This window comes from Leclercia sp. UBA5958 (assembly GCF_002430365.1).
GTDB lineage: Bacteria > Pseudomonadota > Gammaproteobacteria > Enterobacterales > Enterobacteriaceae > Enterobacter > Enterobacter pneumoniae.
Map to the genome: position 1 here is coordinate 27,861 of NZ_DJCE01000003.1, position 13,262 is coordinate 41,122.

At 48.6% G+C, this 13,262-nt stretch carries 14 protein-coding genes; 10 read left to right on the top strand and 4 right to left on the bottom strand.

Going from position 1 to position 13,262, the window contains the following annotated elements:
- Nucleotides 1–21: 21 nt before the first annotated feature.
- Genes fliT through fliD form a run of 3 tightly spaced genes read right to left on the bottom strand, consistent with a single transcriptional unit; the run spans nt 22 to nt 2,249 of the window.
- Nucleotides 22–396 carry a flagella biosynthesis regulatory protein FliT gene (fliT, locus tag B2Q93_RS04065; protein WP_212475559.1) on the bottom strand — a complete coding sequence of 125 codons (375 nt, stop codon included), beginning with the start codon at nt 394–396 and terminating at the stop codon, nt 22–24.
- A 5-nt stretch (nt 397–401) separates the two neighbouring features.
- Nucleotides 402–806, bottom strand: coding sequence for a flagellar export chaperone FliS (fliS, locus tag B2Q93_RS04070; RefSeq protein WP_286931847.1), 405 nt, complete (start codon nt 804–806; stop codon nt 402–404).
- Nucleotides 807–821: 15 nt separating this feature from the next.
- On the bottom strand, nt 822–2,249 hold the full coding sequence (fliD, locus tag B2Q93_RS04075) for a flagellar filament capping protein FliD (protein ID WP_286931849.1): 1,428 nt from the start codon (nt 2,247–2,249) through the stop codon (nt 822–824).
- A gap of 391 nt (nt 2,250–2,640) precedes the next feature.
- Here fliD and B2Q93_RS04080 point away from each other — a divergent pair, with 391 nt between their 5' ends.
- From B2Q93_RS04080 to sdiA, 10 genes are all read left to right on the top strand, one after another.
- Nucleotides 2,641–3,534: a flagellin gene (locus B2Q93_RS04080; RefSeq protein ID WP_286931850.1), complete on the top strand. Its 894-nt coding sequence runs from the start codon at nt 2,641–2,643 to the stop codon at nt 3,532–3,534.
- 152 nt (nt 3,535–3,686) lie between these two features.
- Nucleotides 3,687–6,425, top strand: coding sequence for a tetratricopeptide repeat protein (locus tag B2Q93_RS04085; protein ID WP_286931852.1), 2,739 nt, complete (start codon nt 3,687–3,689; stop codon nt 6,423–6,425).
- 172 nt (nt 6,426–6,597) lie between these two features.
- Nucleotides 6,598–6,870 (top strand): hypothetical protein, encoded by a 273-nt coding sequence (locus B2Q93_RS04090; RefSeq protein WP_286931853.1) that lies wholly within the window; start codon nt 6,598–6,600, stop codon nt 6,868–6,870.
- Between the two features lie 393 nt (nt 6,871–7,263).
- Nucleotides 7,264–7,983, top strand: a complete 720-nt coding sequence (gene fliA / locus B2Q93_RS04095) for an RNA polymerase sigma factor FliA (protein ID WP_040075043.1) — start codon at nt 7,264–7,266, stop codon at nt 7,981–7,983.
- Between the two features lie 55 nt (nt 7,984–8,038).
- Nucleotides 8,039–8,590, top strand: a complete 552-nt coding sequence (fliZ, locus tag B2Q93_RS04100; protein WP_046884871.1) for a flagella biosynthesis regulatory protein FliZ — start codon at nt 8,039–8,041, stop codon at nt 8,588–8,590.
- Nucleotides 8,591–8,677: 87 nt separating this feature from the next.
- Nucleotides 8,678–9,478 (top strand): cystine ABC transporter substrate-binding protein, encoded by an 801-nt coding sequence (tcyJ, locus tag B2Q93_RS04105; protein WP_046884872.1) that lies wholly within the window; start codon nt 8,678–8,680, stop codon nt 9,476–9,478.
- A gap of 104 nt (nt 9,479–9,582) precedes the next feature.
- A complete protein-coding gene (gene dcyD / locus B2Q93_RS04110; RefSeq protein WP_233802791.1) occupies nt 9,583–10,569 on the top strand; it encodes a D-cysteine desulfhydrase in 987 nt (328 codons plus the stop codon).
- Nucleotides 10,570–10,589: 20 nt separating this feature from the next.
- A complete protein-coding gene (gene tcyL, locus B2Q93_RS04115; RefSeq protein WP_046884874.1) occupies nt 10,590–11,258 on the top strand; it encodes a cystine ABC transporter permease in 669 nt (222 codons plus the stop codon).
- Nucleotides 11,255–12,007, top strand: a complete 753-nt coding sequence (gene tcyN, locus B2Q93_RS04120; RefSeq protein ID WP_046884875.1) for an L-cystine ABC transporter ATP-binding protein TcyN — start codon at nt 11,255–11,257, stop codon at nt 12,005–12,007. The genes tcyL and tcyN overlap by 4 nt, the downstream gene beginning before the upstream one ends.
- 222 nt (nt 12,008–12,229) lie before the next feature.
- Nucleotides 12,230–12,952, top strand: a complete 723-nt coding sequence (gene sdiA / locus B2Q93_RS04125) for a transcriptional regulator SdiA (RefSeq protein ID WP_040075050.1) — start codon at nt 12,230–12,232, stop codon at nt 12,950–12,952.
- A gap of 68 nt (nt 12,953–13,020) precedes the next feature.
- Here the strand turns inward: sdiA and B2Q93_RS04130 are convergent, their stop codons facing one another.
- Nucleotides 13,021–13,245: a DUF2594 family protein gene (locus B2Q93_RS04130; protein ID WP_040075051.1), complete on the bottom strand. Its 225-nt coding sequence runs from the start codon at nt 13,243–13,245 to the stop codon at nt 13,021–13,023.
- Nucleotides 13,246–13,262: the final 17 nt, after the last annotated feature.

Here is a 13,262-nt window from a genome sequence, read left to right on the forward strand (position 1 = left end):
TCTGGAGTATGGATGAAGAAATCATAATTGGGTGTCGCGGGTCAGGCTTTCTGGATAAAGAATATTGCCAGAGAGTTTGCCATAAGCAGTAGAGATAGATTGTTGCTTGCCCGTTTGAACGATAAGGTTACGCAATTCATCCATCCGGGTTTTTAACATCTCTTTTAATTTTTGCTCGTTTTCCAGAATCTTTTTAAGAAGAAAACGCGCCTGCTCGACCTGAGCGGGGGGGCATGACGTGATGGGGTTACGCGAGATGCTTTCCACCAGTTGAACGTAATGCATTTCCTGCTCGATTAACTCATCCCACTTACCAACATGGGCGAGATTCAGCATAGCAATACTCTGGGCATGCAGGGCATGCCAGTGACTTAGAGCGGCGCTGGGAGTATTCATCAAAATTATCCTGAAATGGAGGACGCATTGGGGCCGATTTGTTTCCACGCATCCGCAATGTTGTTTAGTAACCCCTCAACTTCAACAATTGCCTCTACGTCGTTATGCAGGTTCGCCAGTAACAATCGACGAACCATATATTCGTATAAAGAGGAGAGATTGTCGGACAACTCGCCTCCGGCCTCCATATTCAGGCCTGCCTTTAACCCGTTATCGATGATGTTGATGGCTTTGGAAAGGGCTTCTCCTTTCTCCGGCATCTGGCCAGCCTCGAGGAACAGGCGGGCCCGAACCAGGGCGCTGTGCGCCCCATCGAACAACATGACGATCAACTGGTGTGGGCTGGCATTCATTACTGCGCTTTCCACTCCTATCTTCTGATAGGACTGAACACCAGAGGTGTTATACATATTCTCTCCTAAACATTACGACGATGAGCTTGAGAACTGTTGGGTCAGGTAGTTGGCCGTGTTAGTCATCTTGGTCATCAATACGTCGAGCTGAGTAAACTGGGTCTGATAACGCGCCATGGTCGCTTCAATGGAGGCTTCCATTGCGTCGTAACGCTCGCTCAGGCTTTTCAACGTTTTGTTGATACCATCTTTTGCGTTCTGAATTACTCCGGTTTTACCGGCGCTGGTGCTCAGCATAGAGTCCAGGGTGCTGCTCATCTTGGTTGCCAGACCAGTGGTTTTACCGTCGCCGATAAAGTACTGCTGTACGGCGTCCGGATTGTCTGTGAGCGCTTTTTTCAGTTTATCGGTGTCAATTTTCAGGTTACCCAGGGTTCCATCGCTACCTTTAGTTGGATCCTGAGTAATACCCAGCTGCGCCATAATCTGCACAGTACCTGTTTGCACATCCGTCAACATTCCGCGCAGCTGCGCCTGAATCCCGCGCACATTGCCGTCGCCGACGAGAGCGCCGTTACTATTAGACTGATCTTCACCTTTATCTACAGCAACATACTTGGTGACGCTGTTGATGGTGGATTGCAGCGAGTTGTAGGCGGTTACCCAATCGGTAATGGCTTTCTGGTTAGCGTCGGTTGCGCGGGTAATATCCAGCGTTTCGTCGGCTTTACTTTCGGCTTTAACCGTAAAGGTCACGCCTGGCAGCGCATCAGAAATGGTATTGCTCTGGCGCTCGATTTTGATGTCATTCACCACCACGATGGCGTTTTGCGCTTTCGTTTGAACGGTGAGCGCGCCAGTACCAGCGGAGGAGTCATAGCCGATCGCGGCTTTTAATTTATCGTCGCCGGTGACGTCAATGGTCATCTGGCCGTCGGTACCCGTCGATTTCGACGTCAGCATCAGACGGTAGTCGCCATCATTAGCTTTGATGACGCTGGCGGTGACGTTACCGTTCGCTTTGTTAATCGCGCTGGCAATACCGCTTACCGTCGTGTCCGTGTCGGAAAGTTCCACTTCCAGCGGTTTTTCGGTTCCCGGCTGGGTGATGATAATGGTGCGTTTGGCGCCCGTTGATTCACCCAACAGCTCAGTGTTGCTGGCGATAGAACCGCTGGTCAGTACCTGCGCTTTTGCAATCTGGTTTACGTTGACCGTAAACGAACCCGTAGAGGCCGCGGTAGAGGTAGTCGCTGTAAACGCCGTATTCGTGCTGCTGACGGAGGTTGAGTTCCAGGTCGCAGTTTTCGCCAGTGCAGCGGTAGCCGTTTGCAGACTGGTCATGGCACTCTGCAGTTTGCCGTAAGCGCTTAATTGAGCGTTATACGTCGTTTGTTGGGTGGTAATTGTTGTCAGTTTTGTTCTTTCTGCTGTTTCTAACTGATCGTACAAATCCCCGAGTCCAGCAGAACCTATCCCGAGGTTAGTGATAGTAGCCATGCCTGTTTTCCTTAAAGTACGGTAGTAGTTCAGGACTCTTTATCGGCTTATAGAGGCAAAAGTTTACGGCTCGGGCAAAAAAATAATCCGTGGAATAGCAATATGCGGAGTGGGCAAATAAGTGGATTGACCAGTGACGCACCTATAAAGGCCTTAAAAAGGCGTGGGTAAGAAGATGAAAACAAGAGAGGTTATGCACTCAGCGTTTGCGTTAAGAAACCACCGCTTAAAAATAATAGTCTAAATAATTCCTTTAAAATCAGTCGGATGAATTTTTTTTAAAATTGATTCTAAAGTCTTTTTGGGTGCCGTCGATAACCTTGTTGACGGTGAGAGACGCCGTGAGTGTTAGGCACCGAAACCTAAACCCATTTTTGAAGGAATTAAAATTATGGCAGTTATCAATACTAACCTGTTGTCCCTGACTACTCAGAACAACCTGAACAAATCTCAGTCTTCCCTGGGTACTGCGATCGAGCGTCTGTCCTCTGGTCTGCGTATCAACAGCGCGAAAGATGACGCTGCTGGCCAGGCGATTGCAAACCGTATGACTGCACAGGTTAAAGGTCTGACTCAGGCAGCACGTAACGCAAACGACGGTATCTCTGTTGCTCAGACTACTGAAGGCGCACTGAACGAAATCAACACCAACTTACAGCGTATCCGTGAACTGACCGTTCAGGCAGAAAACGGTACTAACTCTGGTGATGACCTGGTTTCCATCAACAACGAAGTCGTTGACCGTTTGAAAGAAATCAACCGTATCTCTGACCAGACCAGCTTCAACGGCGTGAAAGTACTGTCTAAAACCACGACCTTGGATATTCAGGTTGGTGCAAATGATGATGAGACTATCGGCATTTCCCTCAAGCAGATTGATGCCTCTACACTGTTTACTGGTAATGCCCGTATGACTGGGATCACCGAGACTTCCACTGGCGCAGCCTCTGTGGGTATTCTTTCTGCATATGCTGCAGCTACTACAAGTACTGCGGCCACTGCAACTGTAGATACCGGCCTGCTGGCTAAAATCGATAAAGCAATTGCTGACGTTGACTCCCTGCGTTCAAGCCTGGGTGCGAGCCAGAACCGTTTCGAATCTACCGTTAACAACCTGAACAGCACCGTGACCAATATCACCGCAGCTAAAAGTCGTATCGAAGACGCTGACTACGCGACTGAAGTATCCAACATGAGCCGTGCGCAGATCCTGCAGCAGGCTGGTACTTCTGTACTGTCTCAGGCTAACCAGGTTCCTCAGACCGTACTGTCACTGCTGCGTTAATCGCGCAATTACAATCTGTCTAATTAAGCTAAAAAATAACGGGTATTTCACCCGTTATTTTTTTTTGCGTTTCTTATAATAACCATACCTAACAGGTTTCTCAGAGCTCAATCTCTGCCAACTCAATTGCCAATACGAAGTTAAGCACGCCTATGAAAAAGTCATCTGTTAAAATGGTTAAAAAAAATAATCAATCGCTTGATAATACAGCTAATAACAAAATGCGACTTGCGATCGAATTGCTATCTTCTCAACCAGAAAACGCTTTAATAATTATAAATGAGTTGATTGTAAAGGATGACGAGAACCCATTGCTTTGGGTCATAGCTACCAAAGCCAATATCAGGCTAGGGAAATTTTTGAAGGCAGAGGCGAGTATAGATAAAGCTTTAAAGCTCGCGCCAAATGATCATGAAGTTATCTACGCATATTCCGACCTCCTCTTCCGAAGCGAACGTTTAAAGGAAGCGGAAACTTATCTCAATGAAGTTCTGGCTGTTATTGAAGAAGAAGCATCTTTACCCTTACTTTCTCTGAAGGCTGTCATTCTTCAAAAAGCTAAAAAATACGAAGAAGCTCAGAAAATTTATGCGTTCTTAACTCACAAAAAGCCTGATAACTGGCATTACTGGAGTAATCTTGGCATGGTAAACCAAGATTTAGGTAATTTTGATGATATGTCTGCAGCTTATGAAAAAAGTTGTAACGTTGCAGGCGATGATCCTACACCTTGGTTTAATCGTATTGTGGGTGCTCACTATGATCCGCGCTCTAGCGCAGATGATATCCTTTCGCTTTGTAAGCAATGGCAAAAATATTTTTCACCAAAATCATTTTCGCGGGCAATCTCAAAAGATAATAATCCTAAGAAGTGCTTACGCATTGGACTCATTTCAGATGGATTTCGCGTCCATCCCGTCGGCCAAATGATTGCAATGGGTCTTAACTCTATATCGGATTCAGAGATTCAGTTTTACGGTTACAGCACTAATTTTGAAGAAGATCACATAACACAAAGTATTAAGCGAATGTGTGCCAAATGGTCTGTAATAGAACATACCATGCCACATGACCTCGACAAGTTAATTCGATCTGATGAGATCGATATTTTATTTGATTTATGCGGTTACAATGCAAATAGTAGAATGCAGGCTTTTCAGCTGGCACCGGCACCAATTTTAATAAAATGGGTAGGTGGCCTCATAAGCAGCACAGGTCTTGAGAGCATGGACTATCTTCTTAGTGATCGGATTGAAACTCCGGAAGGTGTAGATGCGCAATATACCGAGAAGCTTATTCGCATGCCAGATGATTATATTTGCTATGATCCGCCATTCTACTTGCCTCCAATCAACGAAAATCCTGTTAAACGCAATGGATATATTACGTTTGGCTGTTTTAATAACGCTTCGAAAATAAACGACGTATTATTGCAACAATGGGCGATTATTCTTAATGCCGTGCCGAATTCGCATCTGTTTTTGAAGAGTTTTAATTTTGATAATTTAGCTCTTAGGGAAAAAATATATGTTGTACTCGAAAATCATGGAGTTTCTCGCGACCGAATTAGAATTGAGGGGAAATCTGCTCATAAAGATTTGCTGACAAGTTACAACGATGTTGATATTGCACTCGATCCTTGGCCTTACTCAGGTGGTTTAACGACATGCGAAGCGATGGTCATGGGCGTACCTGTGGTCACCCTTCCAGGGCCAACTTTTGCTGGACGTCACTCTGCCTCTCATCTTGTCAATGCTGGACTACAAGAGTTAGTGGCTTCAGATTGGGAAAATTACATTGATATCACTGTAGGTTTAACTCAAGATCTTAAAAGTCTTGAAATAATTCGTAGTAATCTTCGTGATATATTGCTGGTTTCTCCATTATGTGATGGGCAGCGTTTCGGCCGTCATTTTGCCGATGCTATGCGCGCCGTATGGCAGCGCCATTGCGAAAATAAAGCGCCAGCTGCTTTGACATTAAGACATGATGCTGCACCTTATTTTGAGGGGGATGCTGAGCCAATTAAACTGAATATCCCAACCGAATTTGTAATCAAGAAACATAAAAAGCAGCGCAGTGAATTCGAATTTAAACTTCCCGGTAAAATTTCCACGATGGATTACGGCTCAAACCTGGTAACCAGAGCTAAATTTGTAACGCTTACAGGTTTCGATGCTTTCTTCTTTATTTTAATGGATACTGTAGGTATTGTTCAGGAAACGCATCTCCCGTTGCGCAGAAAATTAATCCAGCACATTACTCTACATGCGTTAGGTGATGGTAAAGCAGCGCCAATCTGGCTATGTCTCGATAGCCACCAAAGTAGTAATCTTAAGCCTCTATCCAATACCGGGGCGCAGATCGTCACTGAATTGAAAGTTCAGACTTCCCGTCTTGACGATATTCATGGTCTGGAAAAACTAGACTGGTTTGCGTTAGATAATCGTTACGATCTGAAACCTGTATTCGAATTTGGTCAGCGTATACTTGCTAATTGTTTAGCGGTTGAAGTACGGGTTACCTTTAACGATACGCATGAGGGTCAGTCAGGGTTTGATGATATTCGTCGCTCGCTGAAAAATTCTGGGTTCGTTTTCCACTGCTTCAATGACATTGAATATTCAAAGCCTTTGACTGCACAAACAGGCGATCCATTAGCATCAACACAAATGGAGGCTGCCAAGGCGCTATTCATTCCTTCAGCAGTTCGTCTTGAGGAGATGGATATCGGACAACGAGAAAAACTGGCCTTCATACTGCATGTGGCATATGACCTTAAACACGCAGCTTATACGGTGTTGAATACTGGGTCTGTAGAGCGCGGGGAGAACTACCTCGCAAGCATGGCGGGGGCCAGCAGTACTACTGTCGGGGCAGACGTTACCTAAAGAGACACTGGTTATTCCAGCGATGCCACGAATGTCTCCGAAAGAAACAGCCTTATTTGAAGATTGTCTCAAAAAGGCCGAACGTTATTTTGAATTTGGCAGCGGCGGTTCAACCAAGCTTACCACGCGTAGTAATATCGAAGTGTACAGTGTAGAAAGTGACACATTCTAGGTGGACACGCTTCACAGCGAGGCTGGACCGCTGTGTAAAGTCGATTATGTTGATATTGGGCCAAACAAAGCCTGGGGCTACCCTATAGACGATACACATCAGGAAAAGTTTACCGACTACAGTAAAACGATATTGCAACATGACCGCGCATTTGATCTCATTCTGGTCGATGGACGCTTCCGCGTGGCATGCACATTGAACGCCATAAAGCACACACTGGAAAAACAAGACAATATCCGTGATAGGCAATATTTATTCGCGGCTTCTGGATAAGGCCTGAATATTACCCTGTGCTCGAGTTCCTTGACGCTGAGCATACTGAAGAGAGCGCAGCGGTATTCCGTTTAAAATCGAATATCAATACTGATTTATTACAAACAGCTCTCGAGAAATACAAATACGTTCCGGCATAATGTTGGTCGCCTGGTGAAAAATTAGGCGATTATTTTTATTTTTCAGAGCTCATGAACCTCATGTTCTATCGCATTGATTGTGAATAGCAGTCTGCTTTAGGCCGGCACTTGCGCTCGGTAACTGTATGAAAGTTATGATTTCATAATCTAACAACCAAAATAACCCCTCATTTCACCCACTATTCATCCAATTGAACGCCCTGCAGAATCGGATAATCATGCCGATAACTCAATTAACGCAGGGCTGTTTATCGTGAATTCACTCTATACCGCTGAAGGTGTAATGGATAAACACTCGCTGTGGCAGCGTTATGTACCACTAGTGCGTCACGAAGCATTGCGCCTACAGGTGCGGTTGCCGGCGAGCGTGGAACTGGACGATCTGCTACAGGCGGGCGGTATCGGGTTATTGAATGCAGTTGACCGGTACGACGCTCTGCAAGGAACGGCATTTACTACTTACGCAGTACAGCGTATTCGTGGTGCGATGCTGGACGAACTGCGCAGCCGGGACTGGGTGCCGCGCAGCGTCCGACGTAACGCACGCGAAGTGGCGCAGGCGATGGGACAGCTGGAACAGGAGCTTGGACGTAACGCAACCGAAACCGAAGTGGCGGAGCGTCTGGGTATTGCTGTTGTCGAATATCGCCAGATGTTGCTCGATACCAATAATAGCCAACTCTTCTCTTATGACGAGTGGCGTGAAGAGCATGGCGATAGCATCGAGCTCGTGACTGATGATCATCAGCAGGAAAACCCGTTACACCAATTACTTGAAGGCAATTTACGCCAGCGCGTAATGGAAGCGATAGAAGCTTTACCGGAACGTGAGCAATTGGTGTTGACGCTCTATTACCAGGAAGAGCTCAATCTCAAAGAGATTGGCGCGGTACTGGAAGTCGGGGAGTCACGGGTAAGTCAGCTGCACAGTCAGGCCATTAAACGCTTACGTACCAAACTGGGTAAGTTATAGGTGATTCATTTCATCCGAAAAGTGCCGCACAACGTATTGACAACCAGGAGTTATCATGACGGTGCAGCAATCTAAAAGACGGCCTTTAAGCCGCTATCTGAAAGACTTTAAACACAGCCAGACGCATTGCGCCCATTGCCATAAATTGCTCGACCGCATCACGCTGGTTCGTCGCGGTGAGATCGTGAACAAGATTGCGATTTCCCGCCTCGATACCTTGATGGACGAAGCCGCGTGGCAAGAAGAGCAGAAAGAGTGGGTGGCGTTATGTCGTTTCTGCGGCGATCTTCACTGCAAAGAACAGAGCGACTTTTTTGATATCATCGGCTTCAAACAGTTCCTGTTTGAGCAAACCGAGATGAGCCACGGCACGGTCCGCGAATATGTCGTGCGCCTGCGTCGTCTTGGCCAGCATCTGACCACACAAGCGATTTCTCGCGATCTGCTGAAGAGCGGTTTACTGGATGAAAATCTGGAGCCGTGGCTGCCCGTCACCAGCACCAACAACTACCGAATTGCGCTGCGTAAATATGCACAGTTTAAGGCGCAAATGCCGGCGGTGCAGAAGCAGAAAGTCCTCCTCGAGACAACTTCTGATATATATTAAAAATGAATAACATGTAGCGCAGTCGTGTTTGACCTGTGGGCCAAACGCCCTACACTACAGTCAAAATTCCACTATATCGGGGTACTTATGAAATTAGCACTTCTGGGTCGTCAGGCGCTGATGGGTGTTATGGCCGTGGCGCTGGTTGCGGGTATGAGTGTCAAAACCTTCGCCGCCGAAGGTCTGTTAAATAAAGTCAAAGAGCGCGGTACGCTGTTGGTTGGGCTGGAAGGTACTTATCCTCCGTTTAGCTTCCAGGGTGACGACGGTAAACTGACCGGGTTTGAAGTGGAGTTTGCCGAGGAGCTGGCGAAGCATCTCGGGGTCAAAGCCTCGCTGAAGCCGACCAAGTGGGACGGGATGCTGGCATCGCTGGACTCTAAACGTATCGACGTGGTGATAAACCAGGTCACCATCTCTGACGAGCGTAAGAAGAAGTATGACTTCTCGACGCCTTATACCGTCTCAGGTATTCAGGCGCTGGTGAAGAAAGGGAATGAAGGCAGCATCAAAACCGCCGCCGACCTGAAAGGCAAGAAAGTGGGGGTTGGTCTGGGCACTAACTATGAAGAGTGGCTGCGCCAGAACGTACAGGGCGTGGATATCCGCACTTACGATGATGACCCGACTAAATACCAGGATCTGCGCGTAGGCCGTATCGACGCCATCCTTGTTGACCGTCTTGCTGCGCTGGATCTGGTGAAGAAAACCAAAGACACCCTGGCAGTGGCCGGTGACGCGTTCTCCCGTCAGGAATCCGGTGTTGCCGTGCGTAAAGACAATGAAGACCTCGTGAAAGCCATCGATGGCGCGATTGCCGATATGCAGAAAGATGGCACGCTGAAGAAACTCTCTGAGAAGTGGTTCGGCGCAGACGTCACCCAATAAGTTTTTGCTCAGAAAAAGGCGCTTATTCAGCGCCTTTTTTATTTCCTGCCGATCTACGTGCATAATAAATAATAACAGATCAAACAGACCCGCCGGGGGAATCCATGTCATTGCAAAACTTAACGCGTTATCCGCGTCTGGAATTTATTGGCGCACCGACGCCGCTCGAATATCTACCTCGCTTATCGGATTACCTGGGCCGCGACATACTGATCAAACGGGACGATGTGACTCCAATGGCAATGGGCGGTAATAAACTGCGCAAACTGGAGTTTCTGGCCGCTGAAGCCCTGCGTGAGGGGGCCGATACGCTCATCACCGCCGGCGCTATTCAGTCGAACCACGTCCGTCAGACCGCGGCCGTCGCCGCGAAGCTGGGACTACACTGTGTGGCCTTGCTGGAAAATCCGATTGGCACCCGCGCGGAAAACTATCTCACCAACGGCAACCGCCTGCTGCTCGACCTGTTTAATGTGCAGATTGAAATGTGCGATGCCCTGCACGACCCTGTCACGCAGCTTGATGAACTGGCCACCCGCTTTGAAGCGCAGGGGTTCCGACCTTATGTCATTCCCGTTGGCGGATCAAACGCACTGGGCGCGCTGGGCTATGTGGAGAGCGCGCTGGAAATTGCCCAGCAGTGTGAAGGTGCTGTAGGGATTTCGTCGGTAGTGGTGGCCTCGGGTAGCGCGGGCACGCATGCCGGGCTGGCGGTAGGGCTGGAACAGCTTATGCCGCAGGTTGAGCTCATTGGCGTGACGGTCTCGCGCAGCATTGCGGATCAAAAACCGAAAGTGGTCATGCTGCAACAGGCGGTGGCGCAAGCACTGGAAGTCACGGCCAGTGCGGACATCACGCTCTGGGATGACTACTTTGCGCCAGGCTATGGCACGCCGAATGATGAGGGGATGGAAGCCGTCAAACTGCTGGCGCGCCTGGAAGGTATCCTGCTCGACCCGGTCTATACGGGCAAAGCCATGGCAGGGCTTATCGATGGGATCAGCCAGAAACGCTTTAAGGATGAAGGGCCTATTTTGTTTGTCCATACTGGCGGAGCGCCGGCTCTTTTTGCCTACCATCCTCATGTTTAACTGCGGGTAGAAAAATTCGAATGCAAGAAAGTATCCAACTGGTTATCGACTCCTTGCCCTTCTTGCTCAAAGGGGCGGTATTTACGCTGCAACTGAGTATCGGCGGCATGTTCTTTGGGTTGCTGCTGGGCTTTATACTGGCGTTGATGCGCATGTCATCGATTCTGCCGGTGCGCTGGCTGGCGCGTTTTTACATCTCAGTCTTCCGCGGCACGCCGCTGATTGCCCAGCTGTTTATGATCTATTACGGTCTCCCGCAGTTTGGTATTGAGCTGGATCCCATCCCGGCGGCCATGATTGGGTTATCGCTTAACACGGCGGCATATACTTCTGAAACACTCCGTGCCGCCATTTCGTCTATTGATAAAGGGCAGTGGGAAGCCGCAGCCAGTATCGGAATGACGCCATGGCAGACGCTGCGCAGGGCGATTTTACCGCAGGCGGCGCGCGTAGCATTACCGCCGCTTAGCAACAGTTTTATTAGCCTGGTGAAGGATACGTCGCTGGCGGCCACGATTCAGGTGCCGGAACTGTTCCGTCAGGCGCAGCTGATTACGTCGCGTACGCTGGAGGTATTCACCATGTATCTGGCGGCCTCTCTGATTTACTGGGTGATGGCGACGGTTCTCTCCGCGCTGCAAAATTACTTTGAAAACCAGCTGAACCGCCAGGAGCGTGATCCGAAATGAGTGCTATCGAAGTCAAAAACCTGGTTAAAAAATTCCACGGTCAAACGGTACTGCATGGTATCGATCTGGAGGTGCAGCAGGGCGAAGTGGTGGCCATTATCGGCCCCAGCGGCTCGGGTAAAACTACCTTACTGCGCAGCATAAACCTGCTGGAGCAGCCAGAAGGCGGCACAATCCGGGTAGGGGATATCACTATTGATACCGGTAAACCCATGGGGCAACAGAAGGGGCTAATTCGCCGTCTGCGCCAGCATGTGGGTTTCGTCTTCCAGAGCTTCAATCTGTTCCCTCATCGCACGGTGCTGGAGAACATCATTGAAGGGCCGGTTATCGTGAAAGGTGAGCCGAAAGAGGAGGCGACAACCCGCGCCCGCGAACTGCTGGCCAAGGTGGGACTATCAGGGAAAGAGACCAGTTATCCGCGCCGTCTCTCCGGCGGGCAGCAGCAACGCGTGGCTATTGCCCGCGCGCTGGCAATGCGCCCGGAGGTGATTCTGTTTGATGAACCCACATCCGCACTCGACCCAGAGCTGGTGGGGGAGGTATTAAATACCATCCGTCAACTGGCTCAGGAGAAGCGCACGCTGGTGATCGTGACCCATGAGATGAGCTTTGCTCGTGACGTGGCGGACCGGGCTATCTTTATGGATCAGGGGCGTATTGTTGAGCAAGGGCCGGCAAAAGCGTTATTCGCCGACCCGCAACAGCCGCGTACCCGACAGTTCCTGGAAAAATTCCTTCTTCGGTAGAATCTTTGTTCTTTTTTGCTCCAGAAACATTATCTGGAGCAAATAATTCCCCCTGAAAGTCTTTACATATATTGTTTTATTCTGTCTGAATTGCTGTAACCACATAAATTCTGTACAAATTTCCCTTGTGGTCGATATTTTACACATATAAATAAGATTTATGTGTTAGTTTAATCAATCCATAATAATGATTATCTTTTACAGGGGCTTCATTCCGTAAGTATGAAGGATTCAGACTTTTTCACATGGCGACGGGATTGCTATCTTCGGTTTCAGGAAATGACTTCGGCCGATCAGGTATATTCCGAACTTCTGCGACAAACACAGGCACTAGAGTTCGATTATTTTTCGCTTTGTGTCCGTCATCCCGTGCCGTTTACCCGGCCTAAACTCTCATTGCAGAGTAATTATCCGGCGCAATGGCTATCGCATTATCAGGCGGAGAATTATTTCGCCATCGATCCGGTACTCAAACCAGAGAATTTTGTGCACGGCCATCTTCCCTGGAATGACGCGCTGTTTGCCGATGCGCAACCCCTATGGGATGGCGCACGGGAGCATGGGCTGCGCAGGGGAATTACCCAGTGCCTGATGTTACCGAATCATGCGCTCGGTTTTCTGTCCGTCTCCAGCACGGTGCAAGGCATTAATAGATTCAGCAAAGAAGAGCTGGAGTTGCGTCTGCAAATGCTGGTGCAGATGGCGCTGACCACCCTGTTGCGTCTGGAACATGAAATGGTGATGCCGCCAGAGATGAAATTCAGCAAGCGCGAGAAAGAGATTCTGAAATGGACGGCGGAAGGAAAAACCTCAGCAGAAATAGCGATTATTCTCTCTATTTCTGAAAATACGGTGAACTTCCATCAGAAGAATATGCAGAAGAAGTTCAATGCGCCAAACAAAACGCAGATAGCCTGTTATGCGGCGGCGACGGGCATTATCTGACGCGTTCTGACGTTCTGCGTGCCAGACGAAAAAACGGCTGAATGCAATGCGTTCAGCCGTTTTTGTTTTTACTGACGGTAAGCTTGTTTAATCTGCTTAACCGTGCTGGAAAATACGTCGGCCTGAGCCTGGTCTTCCATTTGCGCGATCTGCTTTTCCATCTTAAGGATCACACGACCCGCATCAGCCTGGCCCATTGCCTGAAGCATCAGGGTCAGAAGGGATTTCAGACAGGAGACTTCCTGCGCCAGTTCCTGGTTATTTTCCGCAGTGGCGAAATCAGGTGTGCTCATTCATTTTCCTCATTATA

Coding starts and splice junctions, on each gene's coding strand:
- B2Q93_RS04130 (WP_040075051.1), bottom strand. CDS start 13,245: ATGAGCACACCTGATTTCGCCACTGCGGAAAATAACCAGGAACTGGCG.
- fliZ (WP_046884871.1), top strand. CDS start 8,039: ATGACGGTGCAGCAATCTAAAAGACGGCCTTTAAGCCGCTATCTGAAA.
- tcyJ (WP_046884872.1), top strand. CDS start 8,678: ATGAAATTAGCACTTCTGGGTCGTCAGGCGCTGATGGGTGTTATGGCC.
- B2Q93_RS04080 (WP_286931850.1), top strand. CDS start 2,641: ATGGCAGTTATCAATACTAACCTGTTGTCCCTGACTACTCAGAACAAC.
- fliD (WP_286931849.1), bottom strand. CDS start 2,249: ATGGCTACTATCACTAACCTCGGGATAGGTTCTGCTGGACTCGGGGAT.
- fliT (WP_212475559.1), bottom strand. CDS start 396: ATGAATACTCCCAGCGCCGCTCTAAGTCACTGGCATGCCCTGCATGCC.
- fliS (WP_286931847.1), bottom strand. CDS start 806: ATGTATAACACCTCTGGTGTTCAGTCCTATCAGAAGATAGGAGTGGAA.
- dcyD (WP_233802791.1), top strand. CDS start 9,583: ATGTCATTGCAAAACTTAACGCGTTATCCGCGTCTGGAATTTATTGGC.
- sdiA (WP_040075050.1), top strand. CDS start 12,230: ATGAAGGATTCAGACTTTTTCACATGGCGACGGGATTGCTATCTTCGG.
- B2Q93_RS04085 (WP_286931852.1), top strand. CDS start 3,687: ATGAAAAAGTCATCTGTTAAAATGGTTAAAAAAAATAATCAATCGCTT.
- tcyL (WP_046884874.1), top strand. CDS start 10,590: ATGCAAGAAAGTATCCAACTGGTTATCGACTCCTTGCCCTTCTTGCTC.
- tcyN (WP_046884875.1), top strand. CDS start 11,255: ATGAGTGCTATCGAAGTCAAAAACCTGGTTAAAAAATTCCACGGTCAA.